This window comes from Halomonas sp. DP4Y7-1 (assembly GCF_019800705.1).
Taxonomy (GTDB): Bacteria; Pseudomonadota; Gammaproteobacteria; order Pseudomonadales; family Halomonadaceae; genus Halomonas; species Halomonas litopenaei_A.
Map to the genome: position 1 here is coordinate 378,364 of NZ_JAHVKS010000002.1, position 19,032 is coordinate 397,395.

The following is a 19,032-nucleotide window of genomic DNA, read 5'->3' on the forward strand; positions in this document are numbered from 1 at the left end:
TTCGGTCAATCTGTGGCCTCCCGCCTTCACTATGCTCGGGCATGACAATAACGAGACGAGCAGGGGGACCCGGCCATGTCTGCCAGCGAGCAAGCGCACTTCGACTTCGACCAGATCATCATCGGCACCGGCTTCGGTGGTTCCGTCAGCGCCCTGCGCCTGTCGGAGCAGGGACATCGGGTCTTGATGCTGGAAAAAGGACGGCGCTGGAAGGACCAGGAGTTCTCGGATAACTCCTGGAATCTCAAGAAGTTTCTATGGGCTCCCAAGCTTGGGCTGACAGGCAATCTGCAGATCAGCCTGACCCGCAAGATCACCGCCCTGCATGGCGTCGGGGTGGGCGGCGGCTCACTGGTCTACGCCAATGTCCATCTGATTCCCAAGGATGAAGTCTTTGCCGCCGAATCCTGGACCCGGGTGCATCACGACTGGAAAGATCGCCTGATGCCCTACTACGGGCTGGCCCAGCGCATGCTCGGGGTCACCAAGAGCCACTACGAGAATGCCGCGGATCACGCCCTCAAGGAAACCGCCAGGCGCATGGGCCGTGAGGCCACCTACCAGACCGTCAACACGGGCGTGTTGTTCCCTGAAGACCCCGCCGATGGCAGCGGTGCCGGACGTGGCGATCCCTACTTCTCCGGGGACGGCCCCACACGTAACAGCTGTCGCTATTGCGGTGGCTGCACCATGGGCTGTCGCCACAACGCCAAGAACACGCTGGTCAAGAACTACCTGTGGTTTGCCGAGCGTAACGGCGTCGAGATTCGTGCCGAGAGCGAAGTCACCCGTATCGAGCCGCTGGCCAACGATCGCGGAGAGCGTGATGGCAGTGCCGGCTACGAGATCACCGTGCAATCCTCGACCGCCCGCTTCGCCAAGAAGCCCTATCGACTGAGGTGCCGAGGGCTGGTGCTATCCGCCGGGGTGTTCGGCACCATCCCCCTGCTGCTCAAGGCCAGGGATCAGGACAAGACACTCCCCCGGCTATCGTCGCGGCTGGGACGGGAGGTGCGCACCAATTCCGAGACCCTTATCGTCAACACCGCCCGGTTTGCCGATGGGCAGGGCCAGCCCCAGGAAATCTGCCATGGCCCGACCATCACCTCGATGTTCGACCCTGACGACGAGACCCGCATCGAGATCAACCGCTTTCCTCGCTACGGTGACGCGACCTTTGCCCTGCAGAGCGCCGTGCCGCTGACCGACGCCCAAGGCCAGGTGCCACGCTCTGTCAGCATGTTGATCAACATCCTGCGCCAGCCGCTCAAGACGCTGCGCATGCTCAACCCGGTGGGCAAGTCCCGCCACTCGATCATCTTTCTGGTGATGCAGACGCGGGATACCTACGTCCATCTGAAAAGCCATCGTCCCTGGTATAGCGCCTTTGCCCCAGGCTGGTCGGTCTACCAGGACAAGGGCGACCGGGCCCTGACCAACTACTTTCCCATCGCCCACGAGGCCGCTCGACACTATGTCGCCGCCGCTGGCGGCGGCGATGCCGGCAATGTGGCTACCGAGGTCCTTTCCGGTGCTCCCAGCACGGCTCACCTGATGGGCGGCGTCGCCATCGGTACCGATGCCGACAACGGGGTGGTCGATGACCGTGGCCACGTCTTTGGCTATCACAACCTGCGCGTCATCGACGGCTCGCTGATTCCCGGCAACCTGGGGGTCAACCCGTCGCTGACCATCCTCGCCCTGGCCGAGTACGCCTGGGCCAACGCCCCTGTGTTTGATCAGGCGCGGGCCGCCAGCGTTCGGCGCGTCCATTTTTCAGCTCCCCTGCCGGGTTCCAGCTCATCCCTGGACGGTAGCGGGGACCTGCACGACCTCATCGCCAGCGACGGCGCCAGCCCTTCCCCTACGACGAGCGAACACGCCGGAGCCGACCTATGAACGCGCCACTCGCCTCCCACGACGATGCGACCCAGGATGACCTGAACGCGGCCTTCACCCTGCAGCGGCAGGCCTATTTGGCAGACCCTGTGCCCGACTATCAGGCACGCGTGCAGCACCTGCGCGCCCTGGCCAGGATGATCCAGGACCACCAGGAGGCCATTGTCCAGGCGATCAGCGACGATTTCGGCAATCGCGCTCGGGAAGAAACCCTGTTCTGCGAATTTGTGGTGGTACTCAGCGACATCAAGGATGCCATCAAGCATCTCAAGTCATGGATGCGGCCCCAGCGTCGACGGGTCGATCACAGTCTCTACTTTGGCGCCCGCAACAGGGTCATCCCTCAGCCGCTGGGGGTGGTCGGCGTGCTGGTACCCTGGAACTTCCCGCTCAACCTGAGCCTGGCCCCGCTGATCGGCATCTTTGCCGCCGGCAATCGCGCGCTGGTCAAGATGTCGGATCGCTCGCCTCGCCTGACCCAGCTGCTGATCGATATCTGCCCAAGCTACTTTGCCGCGGACAAGCTCAGATTCTTCGCCGATGATGGCATGCTTGGGCCACATTTTAGCCGGCTGCCCTTCGATCACCTGGTCTTCACCGGCTCCACCGCCACCGGACGCAAGGTGATGGCCAACGCCGCCGAGAACCTGACACCTGTCACCCTGGAGCTGGGGGGCAAGGCTCCGGCGATACTCGCCCCGGATTTTCCATTGGAAGAGGCCGCCAGACGGCTGCTGTTCGTCAAACTGCTCAACGCAGGTCAAATCTGCACCACGGTGGACTACCTGTTTGTGCCTGAAGGGACGCTGGATGCCCTGGTGGATGCTGCCAAGGCCATCGTTCACCAGCGTTACCCCGACCTGGCAAGCCCGGACTACACCTCGATCATCGACGAGACCTCCTATCAGCGTCTTCAGGCCACCCTGGACGATGCCGAGGCCAAGGGCGCGCGAGTCATTCGACTGTCACAACAGGGCAGTGATCCGGCCACGCGCAAGTTCGCCCCCCACCTGGTGCTGGACGTGGCCGATGACATGCAGATCATGCAGCGCGAGATCTTCGGCCCGCTGCTGCCCGTGATGACCTACCGCGAGCCACAGGAGGTCATCGACTACATCAATGCTCGGCCTCGCCCTCTTGCGCTCTATCCCTTCTCCCGGGACACGGCGCTGGTGGATCGCTATATCGAGCGTATCCAGTCGGGAGGGGTCTCGGTCAATCATGCCTTGCTGCACGTGGGTCAGCATGACCTTCCCTTTGGCGGCATCGGCGACAGCGGCATGGGCCACTATCACGGGCGCGATGGTTTCATCACCTTTTCGAAACTGCGCCCGGTGTATCGACAGGGCCCCTTCGACAGCATGAAACCGCTGATACCGCCCTACACCAGGACCACCCACAAGGTCCTCAAGCTGATGCAATGGCTGGCGCGCTAGGGATGACCCCATGCAGCGCAGGCTTGTGATGACGGTATTACCTGCCCCGTCAAAACGATCTGGAGCCCCGACATGACCACCGCTGGCATCCCTGAGCTGCCCTCCTACCTCGCTCACATCCAGGGCTTCCCGTTGATCCGGGACCGAGGCGACATCGAGACCATCGAGCAGACGCCCTGGGAATCCCTGGGCCTGCCCGAGAGCACGCTGGATGTGATTGCCGACAGCGCTCGCCGAATGCCCGACGCTGTCGCCCTTCGCTTCGTCATGCAGCCCGATGACGACAGCAGCCACTGCTATCGCTACCGCGACTTTCTCGCCCGCACCCTGCAGGCGGCCAATGCCTTTCATGCCCTTGGCATCGACCGGGACGCGGTCGTCTCGTTCCTGCTGCCAAGCCTGCCGCAGACCCACTTCACCCTGTGGGGGGCGGAAGCCGCAGGAGTGGTCAATCCGATCAACCCGATGCTCGAGCCCGAGCACATTGCCGGCATCATGAAGGCCGCGGGCACCCGCGTTCTGGTTGCCCTGGCCCCCTTTCCCGGCAGCGACATCTGGGCCAAGGTCGAGGCCATCAGAGACCAGGTCCCTACCCTCACCAAGGTCCTGTATGTGGACGCGGCGCAGTTTCTGCCCGAGGCAGAGGCCGTCGCCTTGCGTCAGACGCTGCCACTCCCCGATGAGGACTGGTGTGCCGACTTCGACGCCTGCCTCGAGCGTGCCCCTGATGACCACCTGGTCAGCGGACGCCGGATTCGTGCCAGCGACCGTGCCTCGTTGTTCCATACCGGGGGCACCACCGGGCTGCCCAAGCTGGCGCCTCACAGCCACGCCAACGAGGTGGCCAACGCCGCCATGATGCAGATGCTGTTCCGCCATGCCGATGATGCGGTGATCCTGTGCGGGCTGCCGCTGTTTCATGTCAACGCGGTGCTGATCACCGGGCTAGGCCCGCTGATGATCGGCGCTGAGGTGCTGTTGGCAACGCCGGCAGGCTTCCGCACGCCAGGGCTGGTCGAAGGCTTCTGGTCACTGGTGGAGCGTTACCAGGTCACCTTCTTCAGCGCGGTCCCGGCGATCTACTCACGGCTGCTTGAGGTGCCTTTTGGTGACGCCGATGTGTCCAGTCTCACCAGCGCACTCAGCGGTGGTGCGCCCTTGCCTCGAGCGGTTCACGGCCACTTCGAGGAGTTGACGGGGATCGTCCTGATCGAGGGCTTCGGCATGACCGAGGGCACCTGCGGCAGCATGGCCAACCCTCTGGCAGGCGAGCGCCGCACCGGGTCCGTCGGCCTGGCCCTGCCCTACACCGGCGCCCGAGTGGTCGCGCTGGACGACCACGGCCGCTACCTGCGTGACTGTGAGGTCGATGAAATCGGCACCCTGGTGATCCGCGGACCCAACGTCTTCGCTGGCTATAGCCAGCCCGAACAGAACCGTGACATCTGGGCCGAGGAGGGCTGGTTCAACACCGGTGACCTGGCCCGCCAGGATCGGGATGGCTACATCTGGATCACCGGCCGCGCCAAGGACTTGATCATCCGAGGCGGCCACAACATCGACCCACAGCTGATCGAAGATGTCCTGTACCGTCACCCCTCGGTACAGATGGCCGCCGCGGTGGGCAAGCCCTGCGACCGGGTCGGTGAACTCCCGGTGGCCTATGTCAGCCTGCAGCCAGGTCGAGAGGTCGGCGAAGAGGCCTTGCTCAGTCACTGCCAGGCGCACCTGGCAGAGAAGGCCGCGATCCCCAAGAACATCTGGTTCATGGACACGATCCCGCTGACCGCCGTGGGCAAGGTGTTCAAGCCAGCGCTGCGCCAGGATGCGGTCGCACGGGTCTACCGGTCGGTCGCCGATGCCCTGCTCGGCGCGGGGGTGGCCAGGATCAGCGCTCGCCAGGACGCCGCCCTTGGGCTGGTCGCCGATGTCCAGCTGCCCGACAACGTTGACGCCAGCGAGCTTGAACAGCGACTGGCAGCCTACCCGATTCCCTGCCTGTGGCGTCGCTATCCTGCCCGGGAATAGCCACGACATGACGGTATCGCAGCTCCCATAACGATAACGACAAGACCAAGAGGCGAACCATGCCACTCACTTCTACAGCGCATGCCAGCGGCATGCGCCGGACGGCCCTGTGCCTGTCCTTGGCCACCCTGGCGGGCCTCCTGTGCGTCCCTGACGCTGACGCCCTGGAGGGCGACATCGGCGAGATTCACGCCAAGCTTTCCGGCTCGCTCAGTGTCGGCGCCATCTGGCGTGCCGAATCTTCCGACCAGGACTTTCTGTTCCAGGGTAACGCCGAGGCAGCCGACTCTGGCGCCAGTGGCTACAACCCCACGGGGGCACGCAACATCGATGATGGTCGTGCCAACTATGCCGATCGCGAGCTGGCCTCCACGCCGGTGATCCTGGCGACCCAGTTGGATCTCGACTATCGCAACGTCGGTGCTCGGATTGCCGGCAAGGCCTGGTATGACATCCACCAGCAGCACCACAGCGTCCCGTTCGGCAGTCTGGCCAATGGCTACGAGCGCAACGAACCCCTCGATGACCACCGCTTTCATCGCCTGTCACGCTTCAAGGGCACGACGTTCACCGAAGCCTACGTCTACGGGGACTTCGCCCCTGCGGGCCACGACCTCCATCTGACCCTCGGCGACCAGTACCTGCCCTGGGGAGAGAGCAAGTTCTTCATCAACGGGGTCAATACCATCAATCCCTACCGCCCGGCGGCGCTGCGCATGCCGGGCGACAACCTGCGTCTGGCGACCACCCTGCTGTCGGCAGAGCTGGCCCTGACACCACGCTGGGAGCTGGGGGCCTTCTACCAGCTCGACTGGGACAAGTCGGTGCTCGATGGCTGCGGCACCGCCTTCAGTTCTTACGACTACATCGCCGATGGCTGTGGTGGTGCGGTACCCCGGGGGCCCAATGACCGGGCAGGCTACCAGGGAGATTTGTATGTCGACCGAGGACCGGACGATACGCCGGAGGATGAAGGCCAGTTCGGCTTGCGCCTGAGCTATTCGCCCAGCGCGGATACCACCTTCTCCGGCTACGCCATGAATATCCACTCCCGCCGCCCCTACGCCAGCGTCATCTCCGACAGCTACACCGGCCCCGATGACAACGGCCTGTCGCCGGGCTGGCGGCCGCCAACCGACTCAAGCTATGACCGCTCACGCAACATGCAGTACTTCGCTGACTACCCAGAGGATATCCAGGTCTTCGGGTTGGGCTTTCACACCAAGTTCGGTCAAGCCACGCGAGTGTTTGGCGAGTACAGCTTTCGTCATGACCAGCCGTTGCAGCTGGCCACCGCAGACCTGATCGCGGCCTTCATCGCCGATCCTGAATTCCTGTCCGGCGCCATTGGCCAGGACATCACCCTGGCTCAGGCCGCCCGCGACACCGCAGCAGGCGATGTCTTTCGAGGTTTTGACCGCTACGACGTGTCCCAACTGACCCTTGGCGCTATCCAGCCGGTACCGGACGTATTGGGTTCCAAGGCGCTGGTGCTGGTGGGCGAAGCCGGCATGAAGTATGTCCACGACCTGCCCAGCCTGGACGAGCGTCGCTATGCCAAGGGCGATTTGTTCGGCACCGACCTGGCCCAGGGCAGCGAAGCGGGTTGCACCATCGCTACCGCCAACCCTGCCTACAAGGGGCGCGGCTGCTCCGGGGACGGTTACGCCAGCGATTTTTCGTGGGGCTATCGCCTGCGCGGTCAGCTGATTTACCCCAATGTGCTGCCGGGGCTGACGCTGACGCCCTACGCCCTGTTTGGCCATGACGTTTCCGGCTGGTCCTATGACCTCAACTTCGTCGAAGACCGGCTGTTCGGCAGCCTTGGCCTGCAAGCGGACTTCCAGGAGCGCTACCACGCCGAGGTGAGCTGGAGCGGCAGCGGCAACACCCCCTATGCAGATACCGACTTTGACTATCTGACGGCGAGCCTCAGGGTCGACTTCTGACCGTTGGCGCCAGCACTCAGGACCACGACAACCATCACCCTACACAAGACCAAAAGAGGATATCGTCATGATGTCTCGCTCCCTGCGCCGCACCCTGCTGGCCTCAGCCGTTGCCTTCGCCAGCTACATGCCCTGCGTTTACGCGGCGGACGCCATTGCCCCCAAGCCCGCCAGTGACGCCACCATCGCCGCCCATCAGGCCGTGCTGGACTCTCTCGATTTCTCTGACCGGGCCGACTTCGACGATGCCGGACGCGGACTGATCAAGGCCACCCCGGATCTCAAGATCCAGGCTGACGACGGTCACGTGGTCTGGGACGTCGCGGTCTATCAGGAATTCCTCAACGGCGAGGCGCCCCACAGCGTCAACCCGAGCCTGTGGCGCCAGGCGCAGCTCAACAATACCCCCGGTCTCTACGAAGTGGTCGATGGCATCTACCAGGTGCGCGGCTTCGATCTCACCACCATGAGCGTGATTCGTGGCGACACCGGCTGGATCGTGATCGATCCGATGACCATGACAGAGCCCGCAGAGGCCGCCATGGCACTGGTCAATCAGGAGCTTGGCCAACGACCTGTCACTGCCGTGATCTACACCCACTCTCATCCCGACCACTTCGGCGGGGTCAAGGGGGTGATCAGCCAGCAGCAGGTGGATGCGGGGGAAGTACGGGTCATCGCCCCCGAACATTTCACCGAACACGTCGCCAGTGAGATGGTGCTGCTGGGCAACACCATGAGCCGACGTTCTCAGTACATGCACGCCATGGGCCTGCCGAGAGGGCCTCGTCAGCAGGTCGACAACGGCCTTGGCAAGGGCGTCGCCAGGGGCACCTTCACCCTGATCGAGCCCACCGAGGAGATTACCGCCAGCGGCCAGACGCTGACCGTCGATGGTGTCGAGATCGAGTTCCAGCTGACGCCCTCCACCGAAGCCGATGCCGAGATGATGTTCTACTTTCCCCAGCACCGCGCGCTGATGGCGGCAGAGAACCTCAACGCCTCGATGCACAACATGCTGACACCACGAGGCGCCAAGGTGCGCGATGCCCTGGCCTGGGCCGGCGCCCTGGATGACACCCTCAGCCTGTTCGGGAATCGCTCGGATGTGGTGTTCACCTCTCACTACTGGCCGCGCTGGGGCCAGGACAATGTTCGCAACTACATCGAGAAGCAGCGCGATGCGATCAAGTACCTGCACGACCAGACCCTTCGGCTGGCCAACCTGGGCTACAAACGCGATGAAATTGCCGAGGCCATCCAGCTGCCGGATAGCCTGGCGCAGGAGTGGTTCAATCGCGGCTACTACGGCACCGTCACCCATAACGTGAAGGGCATCTACCAACGTTACCTGGGCTTCTGGAGCGGCAATCCCGCCACACTGAACCCGCTGCCTCCGGTGCCAGCGGGACAGCGCTATGTCGAGGCATTGGGTGGCGCCAACGCCGTGCTGGCCCTTGGCCAGTCCGCCGTTGAGCAAGGCGACTACCGCTGGGCAGCAATGCTGCTGGACCATCTGGTGCAGGCCGAGCCGCAGCTTGCCGAGGCCCGTGAGCTACAGGCGGACGTCTTCGAACAGCTCGGCTACCAGACCGAGTCGGGGCCCTGGCGCAACATCTACCTGACCGGAGCCCGGGAACTGCGCAACGGTATCGATACCGCCAAAGCGGTCACCACCGCCTCCCCGGACATGATCGCTGCGCTGCCGATCGAGCAAGTCTTCGATCTGCTGGCGGTTCGCCTCAATGGTCCCCGCGCAGCCGCCACGCGCCTCACTATCGACTGGCACTTCAGTGACAGCGATAGCCACTACCGGTTGAGCCTGGCCAACGGCGTCCTGCGCCACCGTCGCGACGCCACCGGCGATGACGCCGATCTGAGCCTCACCCTGTCCCGAGATGTGCTGAACCGTGTGCTGCTGCAGCAGACGTCCCTGGGCGATGAAATCGCCGCAGGGCGTGTGACCCCACAGGGTGACCTGCAAACATTGCAGACCCTCTTTGCCCTGATGGACACCTTCAGCCCCACCTTCCCGATTGCCACTTCCGCCATCCCCGCCAACGCCTCGGAGGCTACTTCTGCCAGCGACTAGCAGCGTAATGACAGCGCAATAACAGTCACGAGGTGCGAACGCCCGGGCCGTCACCCGGGCCCTCACTTGGCAAGCAGGAGAGAGAGCATGTTCAAGCAACGTCATATCGTCATCACCGGAGGCTCCTCCGGGCTTGGGCTGGCACTGGCCGGCAGACTGCTGGATAAAGGCGCCCGCGTCACTCTGGTGGCGCGCCAACGGGCGCGTCTGGAAAGCGCCCAGCGTTCACTCATCGCCGCACGGCCCTCCGCCATGGTCGAGATTGAGGCTCTGGACGTGACCGATGCGGCCGCTACACGCAGCGGCATGGACGCCATTGCCGCCAGAACAGAGGGCATCGATGGCCTGATCAACTGCGCCGGCATCCTGCGCGAGGGCTACTTCGAGACGTTGACCGACAACGACTTTCGCGAGGTCATGGAGGTCAACTACTTCGGACCGCTCAACGCCACCCGGGCGGCATTGCCCCATCTGGTCGCCGGCAGCAACAACGACACCAGCACCGGCGCGCCCACGGCCTGGCTGATCAATATCGCCTCGGTGGCTGGCCTCACGGGCGTCTTTGGCTATACCCCCTACTGCGCCAGCAAACATGCCCTGGTAGGTTTGACCGAATCGCTCTACTACGAACTCGCGCCGCGTGGCATTCGCGTCCAACTGGCCTGCCCTGGCGAATTCGACTCCCCGATGGTGGATCAGCTCGAACAGGGCCGCACCCCGGAAAACCGCGCCCAGACGCTGTCCATTCCCAAGGCCAGCGTCGACGCCATCGCCGACGACATCATGGCTGGGCTGGCCCAGGGCGACTTCCTGATCGTGCCGACCCGCAAGGCGCGCCTGGCGACCCTGGGCATGCGACTGCTGCCGAGCCTATCGCGCAGGCTGATGAGGCGAACCGTCGAACGGGTCTATCAGGGCCCCGACGACAGCCTGCAGCGACAGATCGGTTAGGTCGTGCGCCTCAACGCTGGCCAGGGTCAGGTGGCTGCGGCCTGTGCTTCCACAAAGGTCTGATGGTCCTGAGCCACGCAGCGGGCATAGCTCAGGGACAGGGTACTCACCATTTCCACGACGCTGTGCAGCTGGCCGTCAACCTGGCGACCGACCGCACGGGCAAAGCGCCCAGGGTCGTCAGGCGCCAGCGCCGCTGCTCCGCGCAGATGCTCCCGCGCCAGAATCGCTCCCCACTGTTTCACCAGCTGCCGATACGCCTTGCCGCTGTCGAGCTTGTGGGTCGGAAAGTCCTCTTTGTAGGGAGACCGCTCACGCACCGAGAACACCTTGTCACCCAGGTGCAGCCACCCCAGATAGATGTCGGGGTGTTCGGCAATGGCTCGAAAGGCGGCGGCGTGACGGGCGCCTTCGTGGGGAAAAGTGGCTTTCCAGGCTCGCTTGCCGGCGCTGCTCATGAGTACCAGTCCTGCTGGCCCCGGCTGCTCCTTGACGTCGAGAATGACATCGTCGTGCTCGTGATCCTTGCCTCCCTCGATCAAGACGTAGTAGCGCTCGAGGCCCAGCGACCCGGTACCGGCATCAATCCGCCTGGCGGTATCCTTGACGGAAAAGTGCGCATCCCCCGCGTCACTCAGCTCACCTTTCAGGGTACTGCGGTACTCTTCATTGATGGCCTTGCGCAGCTGACTATCCAGATGGGCAGGCAAGTTGATCAGCTTGCCTTCACGCTGCAGCCTGCGCCCGGTTTCCTCCTGCACGGTCCACTTGTCGAGCATCTTGGCCCGACTTTTCTTGCGTTCCACCTTCTGCATGAAGGGCTTGAGCGGCCCCTTGGCGGTATCGACACTGACATGCCCCGGCGACTCTCCCGCGCGATACGTCGCCAGGGTCTTGTGGTAGCTGAGCACCAGATGCTTGAGACCACGCCTCAATGTCTTGCGCGAGACGCCATTCTCCTCAGCATCCAGCACCAGGCTGATGGACAGGCGCCACAGGTCATACTGATAGTCCCCGATCAGCGCATCGTCGAAGTCGTCCATGCCATATCGCACGCGATCGTCATGGTGGCCATAGGCGCCGAAGTTGTAGGCGTGGGCATCGCCCTGCAACCATGTCTGCGTGTCCACCTGGCCACCGAAGAGAGAGAAGCGCCAGTCGTGCCATACATCCGCCCAGTAAAGATGATTGGTGCCCCGAAAGAAGGCGTAGGGAGACGCCGCGATCTTGGCGTACTTGGTGCGCTGGTCATCCGCATCAAGGTGCGCGTTGGCCGTGTGGATGGCCTCCATGACCTGGCGCGGTCGATGGTGGCGAGTCAGGGGAAGTGACATGCCAGTCTCCTCGGCAGCTGACAGACGTCATCGGCAGACGATGCCGTCCAGAGAGTTTTCAGAGAGTGCCGCTTTTGGCCAGTCCTGGCCTCAAGGCGCGAATAGACGCGTCATCAAGCATACCTTTCGGAAGCCGGACATGCCGTCTCACCAGCCAACGCCGACCAGGCGCCGGGGCGACACGCTCGACAACCCCGTCGTCAGTGGTGGGCGCCCCCTGCCCTCAGAGGACAGAGGCACAACGCACCGCGCTCGCCCATAGCTGGCGTTACGTGGTAATGATGGGCAGACGGCGGACGTCGAGGGGCAGGCGGTCTTCGTAGAAAGCGCGATCCCGAGGTATGGCGGGCCAGTAACGGTCATACCGGGCGACCTGGGCATTTCCTCAATAGGGATGACACCCGCCCCTGACACCGTCATCTTTTACGGCCACTGTGGAGACTCGATCATGCCAAGGCGCGCAACGCCCATCCAGGCTGACCCGCAAACCCGTTACGCCGGCTTTGCTGGCATCGACGTCTATCATCCTCCCGCCAGCAGCGCTCTGGGCGCTGTCGTCATCGCGGCAAGCGCCCGGGGCATCGCCAGAATTGACTTTATGGAGAGCGCCGCGGCAGCGACGATCACGCCCCGCGCCACGCCCTTGACGGAGGTCTGCCGTGAACAGCTGACAGAGTTCTTTGCCGGACAGCGTCAGCAGTTTGATCTACCGCTCGAGCCGCAGGGCACCGAGTTTCAGCGCCAGGTGTGGCAGGCACTGGCCGCCATTCCCTTCGGCGAAACGCGAAGCTACGGACAACTTGCCGAAGGCCTGGGACGCAAGGGTGCCCAGCGAGCGGTGGGGGCGGCCAACGGGCGAAATCCGATTTCGATCGTGATTCCCTGCCATCGGGTCATTGGCAGCGACGGCAGCCTGACCGGCTATGCTGGTGGGATGGGGCGCAAGCAGTGGCTGCTCGCCTTCGAAGCGCAGGAAGTGCCGCTGACGCTGTGCTGAGGGCAGCTAGCATAGGCTCCGCCAGCCCGCCGCTCAGCGGACAGATATCACCTTGCCGGACGGAGAAAGGTCTCAGGACTCGACATTGGCAGACGCGATTCGCGGATCGAAGACCAGGTGCGCACGAATGGCCTGGACGTCATCCAGCGGGTGCTCGTAGCTCCACACAGCATCCTCATAGCGTTGCCCATCGACATCGACATGGAAGTAGCTGGCATCCCCCTTGAAGGGACAGTGCGTGCGCGTCTCGCTGGGCGTCAATCGTGTCATGTCCACATCAGCCCGAGGAAGATAAAGCCTCGTTGGATAGCCAGGTTCGTTCAACTCGAGCGCGTGCAGGGTGTCGGCGACCACCTCGCCATCAATATCCACTCGCACGCGAGTAGTCAGGGGATAGATCGCAATACGCTGTCGTGGTGCATCCATCGGCATTCTCCTGTGATTGATTAACCCGCAATCCCGCTGGCCAAGTGACGCCTCGCCGTCTTCCACTGGTAACTCACCGGGTGCCCTTCATCGACCGTGCCGATACCCGTATACGTGTGTTATCTCGGCGGTGCCACGCCTTTCGTTCTGACTATCACTAGAGCCTAGTACTGAGGATCATTAGAGCTTAGTGCTGACGGTGATTAGAGCCTAGTTCTGCCCGTCATGAGACCGTGTCCACGATGACTGCCATGGTCGCGGGCTCTGTAGGGACTATCTCGCTGCTATTGGGTGCTTTCTCAAGGAAAAAACTTACGTTCTCACGCAGCTATCCTACTGCGAGCGGCCCTGTTGACGTCTTTTTCTTGAGCTTCCCTCACCCCAGAATGAGAGGGGGCCGCTAGTGTCAGACGCCCTTTTCATCACACCATCGCATCACACAATTGCATCACCCTATCGCTTCACACTATCCCGCTCTTTTCGGCAGATTATCATGCTGTGAGAATTCAACTCGGTCCGCGTTATGCTGCCTCGGTCGTGGTTCCCATGACGTTTCCCTATTGACCAAAAATCAACGAAGACTCATTTAGTGGAATCCAATGTCAGGGTTTTCTATCCTAGGCCCTCGTGGCGCCATTTTCGGGCCACGAATCTGGCACTACCTGACGCGCTCAGGCGCTTTCATGACGATAACATCTGGCGCATTTCAGCCGGTCAGACCCACCGGTGCGCCGCCCAAGGAAACTTCCATGCCCCCGTTCGCCCGCACATCGCTTGCCCTGGCCCTGCCTCTGCTGACCGCCGCCTGCGCCAGCATGTCCACCAGCAAACCCGCTGTCGCTCAATCCCTCGACTGGACCGCGACCCCCGTCTACACCACCCTGACGCTGTCTGCCGGCTTCCAGCCGGATCCCCAGACGGTCAGCGTCATGGCTGGCGGCGATACACGTGCAAGCGTTGTCAGTGCCGACTGTGCGGGCTTCGTCAATCCCGCTGCTCCGGACGTGGACATCAATTACACCGCCGGCAGCTATCCGCTGAAGATCACCGCCAGTGCCTCCAGCGATACGACGCTGGTGGTCTATGATCCTGCCGGTATCTGGCACTGCAACGATGACGCCAGCGGCACCAATCCCGCCATTGTGTTGCCCAATCCGGCAAGCGGTAACTACAACGTGTGGATCGGCACCTATGAGTCGGGCGGCCGACTGGTGCCGGCGGAACTGCAAATTTCCGAGTCTGTGAGTTCGAACACCGCGGCTGCCAGCCCTTCTGCCAGTGCCTCCAACGATTACATTGGTGGCGATATCGAGTGGGGGGATGATGGAAGCCAGTGGAGCAATGACGGTGAGTGCGATGATCCGCGCTTCCTGGGCCCGGGCGCTGCCGCCGGCAACATCGACGCCGACCGCTTCCACGACGCCAGCGACTGCCGCAGCCTGTACGAACAGGGCCAGCTCTACTTGCGCTAAGAGAGTTCAGACGCGCGGATGACGCCTGCCGCCCTTCGCGTTCAGGACTCACCGCGTAAGGCCCTTTGCCCGCGGGGTGCATGCGAAGAGCTACATGCCTTCACATGCACCTCATTTCGCGGCGGGTCCTGCGGTGGTGCCATGGTGATCCATCGCGGCCAACGAGACTCTGCGTGTGTTTACCACATGGGCCTTCATCGCATGGTCATGGGAAGACGATACGCTGAACCGACTTTTTTCCTTCGGTGAACCCATGCACCACGATCGCCCCTCTTCACGCCGCCGTTCTTCACACGGTCGCGGTCCGGATCACTCCTGTCCGGACACCCCGTGGCAAGATCATCCTGCTCCAGGATATCGGGAGATTTTCCTGACGTTTCTTGGCCTGGGGCTGACATCCTTTGGCGGGCCTGTCGCTCACCTGGGCTACTTTCGGCAGGTCTTTGTCAAACAGCGTGGATGGCTTTCTGATACCGCTTACGCGGAGCTGGTCGCGCTGTGTCAGTTCTTGCCGGGCCCTGCCAGTAGCCAGGTGGGGCTGGCCATCGGGCTGATGCGCGGAGGACTGACCGGGGCGCTGCTGGCCTGGCTCGCCTTCACACTGCCTTCTGCGCTGGCGATGATGGCATTTGCACTGGGTGCTGGCAGCATGGACGGCGCCATCGGCGAGGCGCTGATTCATTCGCTCAAGCTGGTGGCCGTCGTCATTGTCGCTCACGCGATCCACGGCATGGCGCGTCAACTGTGTCCCGACCTGCCCCGTGCAGGCATTGCGCTGGCAGCCCTGGCGGTCATGCTCGCCATGGGTGGCATCAGTGCACAGGTGGCCGTCATCCTGTTCGGGGGCCTGTGTGGCATCTGGTGGCTAAGCGCCGACGCTCCGCCGGGCTCTACCACTTCCCTGGCGGCGCCCCTTGCTGGCTGGGTCAGTGCGCTGGCACTTTTGCTTGGCGCCGTGATGCTGGTGGCCTTGCCGATCCTGGCGGCAGGCACCGACGCCCTATGGGCCGACCTTGCCGACAGCTTCTACCGGGCGGGGGCTTTGGTCTTTGGCGGCGGCCACGTCGTGTTGCCGCTACTCGACGCCGAAATGGTGGGCAATGGACTCGTGTCAGAAGCGGACTTTGTGGCGGGGTACGGCGCTGCCCAGGCAGTCCCGGGGCCTCTGTTCACCTTCGCGGCCTATCTGGGCACCGTGGCGGGAGGCATGAGCCTATGGGCCGGTGCTCTTGCGCTGGTCGCCATCTTCCTTCCTGGCGCCCTGCTGGTGGTGGGCCTGCTGCCACTGTGGCAGCGCTTGGGCCAGCACGCTCGTTTGAGAGCGGCGATGAAGGGAGCCAATGCCGCCGTCGTCGGACTGCTCGGTGCGGCCTTCATCGACCCTATCTGGCGAAGTGCGATCGATTCGCTGGTCGACATTACCACCGTGGTGGCAGGTTTTATTGTGCTGAAGCGCATCCCGGTGTGGGCGCTGGTGCTTCTGTTTCTGGCCCTTGGTCTGGTTCGGGGATCATGGAGCTTGCTGCTGCAGGGGTAGTCCAGCAGTACGCTGGCTCTAGCTCTGGCTCCGACTCTGGCGTCACTCGGAACATGCCCCCTATCCCAGCGCATCCTCTCCCAGCGCTGAGGGCAACCGCCCTCAGCAGGTCACGCCCGCGTGCTCCTGCTTGAGTCGATAGAAGTCCTCGACGATCTCCTCCATGGCGCCAGCGTCGTAGGGGCAGAGCCCGCTCACCACCAGCTTCTTGCCACCACGCCCGATCACCTCACCCGACGCTTCAATGGCAAAATCGAGATGCACATCGCCACGCTTGCCAATCACTTCCAGCCGCGAGTCAAGCAGCCGCAATGCAGGCATCTGGGCATCCAGTCGATCCAGCGAGAAGCCCATGCTGTCGTAGATCACCAGCGGACGCTTGGGATTGAACATGACGCCGCAGTCTTCCATCAGCGGCTTCAGGTAGTGCGGGAAATTCTTGCCCGAAAAGGCGACATAGCAACGCGTGAAGGCTTCGACCACCTGCTCGTCGAAGGTCACCTCACCACGCCGCTCTACCTCGAGGTAACACTTGCCATCACCGTCCTGCACCCGGATGACGCGATCACCATGCTCGATGAAACTGAGCGGGCGGTCGGCGCCCACCATGGCCAGGAACCGGAAATTCATGTGCTGCGACAGACCAAATCGCTTCAATACCAGGGCGAACAGCAGATCTCCGGGGACACAGAACCGACGGGCGCCCGGCGTGTGAATTGGATTGAAGTCACCGGCGATACACTTGGCAAAACGGCTGGCCTGTTCGGCGGATACCGAGATGCCATCGTCGATACAGGAATGATACTCATCAAGAAACATGGGACGGACGCCTGGCTAAAACTGGAGTGGGAAAGGCCGGCTCAGCCCTTCTGGCCCGCATGATGCCATAGATCCCCATCAAATGAGCAGGTCCGCGAATGCTTCAACCGATCCACGTCAGTTGCGCCAGCGTCGCGTTTCTTGTCCTGCCCGCCACTTCATGACACTCCTTTGCCGACATGTGAACCCTTATGGCTGCATCGGCTACCTCCAGGTCACGGCACCAACGCCCCCTACCAAAGGTGCAGCACAGCGCGCCTTTGGCAGCATATTGCGGTGCAAAACGCTGTGATAGGCTCGATGGCGATTTCTCCATCTTTCATTCATTTTCAGGATGCCATCGTCATGTACACGACTGATATTGGCTTACGACGACCACGTCGCTGGCCGCTGCTGATCGCCATGCTCCTGGCGGGCCTCACACTGGCAGGCAACAGCCTCGCTGTTACCGGAGAGCTTGATCTCACCAGCTCCACCACTGGCTTCATTGCGGTAGCCATCTTCGTACTGGCCTATGCACTGGTCATGGCCGAAGAAAAGCTGCACATGCGCAAGTCCAAGCCAGTATTGGTCGCTGCGGGCTTGATCTGGGCGCTGATTGGCTGGACCTACGTTCAGTCCGGCATGCCTGACGCGGCAGAGCATGCCTTCCACGTCACCCTGCTGGAATTTTCCGAGCTGATGCTGTTCCTGCTGGTGGCGATGACCTACATCAACGCCATGGATGAACGCAGGGTATTCGACGGGCTGCGCTCGTGGATGGTGCAGAAGGGGTTCAGCTATCGCACCCTGTTCTGGCTGACCGGCGGCCTGGCGTTCGTGATTTCCCCCATCGCCGACAACCTGACCACCGCGCTGCTGATGTGTGCAGTGGTGACGAAGGTGGCGGAAGGCGACAAGAAGTTCATCAATCTGTGCTGCATCAATATCGTGGTGGCGGCCAACGCGGGAGGGGCCTTCAGCCCGTTCGGCGACATCACCACGCTGATGGTCTGGCAGGCCGGACTGATCGAGTTTCAGGAGTTCTTCGACCTGCTGCTTCCCTCGCTGGTCAACTTCCTGGTGCCGGCGGTGGTCATGAGCTTTTTCATCCACAACCGTACCCCGGACAGCCTGGAAGAGACGGTCGAACTCAAGCGTGGCGCCAGACGTATCATCGTGCTGTTCCTGCTGACGGTAGCGACTGCCGTGGCCTGCCATACCCTACTGCACCTGCCGCCGGTGCTGGGCATGATGACCGGGCTCGGCTACCTCCAGTTCTTCGGCTTCTACCTGCGCAAGAGTCTGCCGAAGTCGTTGGACCGCAAGCGCACTGCCTATACCCAGAAAGGTGACTGGAAGAAGCTCGAACAGCTCGGCAGTGTGGTGCCCTTTGACGTCTTCAACCGCGTGGCGAGGGCCGAGTGGGATACGCTGCTGTTCTTCTACGGCGTCGTCATGTGCGTCGGTGGCCTGGGCTTCATGGGCTATCTCGGTCTGCTCTCCGACGTGATGTACCAGCAGTGGGATGCGACCTGGGCCAATATCGCGCTGGGCATCATCTCGGCGGTGGTCGACAACATTCCCGTGATGTTCGCGGTGCTGACGATGGAGCCGGACATGTCCCACGGCCACTGGCTGCTGATCACGCTGACCGCAGGCGTCGGCGGTAGCTTGCTGTCGATCGGGTCTGCTGCAGGGGTCGCATTGATGGGCCAGGCTCGCGGCTACTACACCTTCATGGGCCACCTGCGCTGGGCGCCGGTGATTGCCCTGGGCTACGCCGCCAGCGTTGCCGTGCACCTGTGGCTCAACCAGGCTAGCTTCGCCGTTTCAGGCTGAACCCGCTATCCGAGGCGAGGACCAACGCAGGTGCTGGGAGCGCTTGCGTTGGTGGCATAAACTCTTTGCTACCTCTCTTTTGCCGCACATTGGCTCTCCTTAGGATAAGCTTGTTAAAGCACAATACAGACGCATGACATGCGTAAAGACATAAGGCTATCCGCTCTTGCATGGCGCTGCCGTCGCCTTTACCGCGCAGGCGCCATGACGCAAGGAAGCCAAGCAGGGAACTCAGACCTTTATGACACCGTGGATGCCACTCTCCAGGCGA

The 19,032-nt window shown here is 62.7% G+C and carries 13 protein-coding genes; 10 read left to right on the plus strand and 3 right to left on the minus strand.

All coding sequences use genetic code 11. The annotated features are described in order from the left end of the window. Positions 1-75: 75 nt before the first annotated feature. The 6 genes from KUV72_RS05265 (at position 76) to KUV72_RS05290 (ending at position 10,355) form a co-directional block, all read left to right on the plus strand. Positions 76-1,899 (plus strand): GMC oxidoreductase, encoded by a 1,824-nt coding sequence (locus KUV72_RS05265; protein WP_261317353.1) that lies wholly within the window; start codon positions 76-78, stop codon positions 1,897-1,899. Beyond that, entirely contained in the window at positions 1,896-3,335 is a 1,440-nt protein-coding gene (locus KUV72_RS05270; RefSeq protein WP_222237656.1) for a coniferyl aldehyde dehydrogenase, read from the plus strand. The genes KUV72_RS05265 and KUV72_RS05270 overlap by 4 nt, the downstream gene beginning before the upstream one ends. Positions 3,336-3,407: 72 nt before the next feature. Further along, positions 3,408-5,363 (plus strand): acyl-CoA synthetase, encoded by a 1,956-nt coding sequence (locus tag KUV72_RS05275; RefSeq protein WP_222237657.1) that lies wholly within the window; start codon positions 3,408-3,410, stop codon positions 5,361-5,363. A gap of 59 nt (positions 5,364-5,422) precedes the next feature. Beyond that, positions 5,423-7,312: a DUF1302 domain-containing protein gene (locus KUV72_RS05280; protein ID WP_222237658.1), complete on the plus strand. Its 1,890-nt coding sequence runs from the start codon at positions 5,423-5,425 to the stop codon at positions 7,310-7,312. Positions 7,313-7,379: 67 nt separating this feature from the next. Continuing rightward, positions 7,380-9,404, plus strand: a complete 2,025-nt coding sequence (locus KUV72_RS05285; protein WP_261317354.1) for an alkyl/aryl-sulfatase — start codon at positions 7,380-7,382, stop codon at positions 9,402-9,404. Between the two features lie 87 nt (positions 9,405-9,491). Further along, positions 9,492-10,355, plus strand: coding sequence for an SDR family NAD(P)-dependent oxidoreductase (locus tag KUV72_RS05290; RefSeq protein ID WP_222237659.1), 864 nt, complete (start codon positions 9,492-9,494; stop codon positions 10,353-10,355). Between the two features lie 26 nt (positions 10,356-10,381). On the opposite strand, the gene KUV72_RS05295 is transcribed toward KUV72_RS05290, so the two are convergent. Further along, a complete protein-coding gene (locus tag KUV72_RS05295) occupies positions 10,382-11,689 on the minus strand; it encodes a DUF2252 domain-containing protein (RefSeq protein ID WP_222237660.1) in 1,308 nt (435 codons plus the stop codon). 448 nt (positions 11,690-12,137) lie between these two features. Here KUV72_RS05295 and KUV72_RS05300 point away from each other — a divergent pair, with 448 nt between their 5' ends. Beyond that, the gene (locus KUV72_RS05300) at positions 12,138-12,686 is read left to right on the plus strand and encodes a methylated-DNA--[protein]-cysteine S-methyltransferase (protein ID WP_224851970.1); all 549 of its coding nucleotides are present in this window, start codon (positions 12,138-12,140) and stop codon (positions 12,684-12,686) included. Between the two features lie 72 nt (positions 12,687-12,758). Here KUV72_RS05300 and KUV72_RS05305 read toward each other — a convergent pair whose 3' ends face one another. Then, entirely contained in the window at positions 12,759-13,112 is a 354-nt protein-coding gene (locus KUV72_RS05305) for a DUF427 domain-containing protein (RefSeq protein WP_206941431.1), read from the minus strand. Positions 13,113-13,861: 749 nt separating this feature from the next. On the opposite strand from KUV72_RS05305, the gene KUV72_RS05310 reads away from it, so the two are divergent. Both KUV72_RS05310 and chrA read left to right on the plus strand, forming a co-directional pair. Then, a complete protein-coding gene (locus KUV72_RS05310; protein WP_222237661.1) occupies positions 13,862-14,584 on the plus strand; it encodes a hypothetical protein in 723 nt (240 codons plus the stop codon). Positions 14,585-14,837: 253 nt separating this feature from the next. Then, positions 14,838-16,121: a chromate efflux transporter gene (chrA, locus tag KUV72_RS05315; RefSeq protein ID WP_222237662.1), complete on the plus strand. Its 1,284-nt coding sequence runs from the start codon at positions 14,838-14,840 to the stop codon at positions 16,119-16,121. A 102-nt stretch (positions 16,122-16,223) separates the two neighbouring features. Here the strand turns inward: chrA and KUV72_RS05320 are convergent, their stop codons facing one another. Then, a complete protein-coding gene (locus tag KUV72_RS05320) occupies positions 16,224-16,940 on the minus strand; it encodes a DUF3581 family protein (RefSeq protein WP_222237663.1) in 717 nt (238 codons plus the stop codon). Positions 16,941-17,285: 345 nt separating this feature from the next. Between KUV72_RS05320 and nhaD the strand changes: the two genes are divergently transcribed. Continuing rightward, entirely contained in the window at positions 17,286-18,761 is a 1,476-nt protein-coding gene (nhaD, locus tag KUV72_RS05325) for a sodium:proton antiporter NhaD (protein WP_206941438.1), read from the plus strand. Positions 18,762-19,032: the final 271 nt, after the last annotated feature.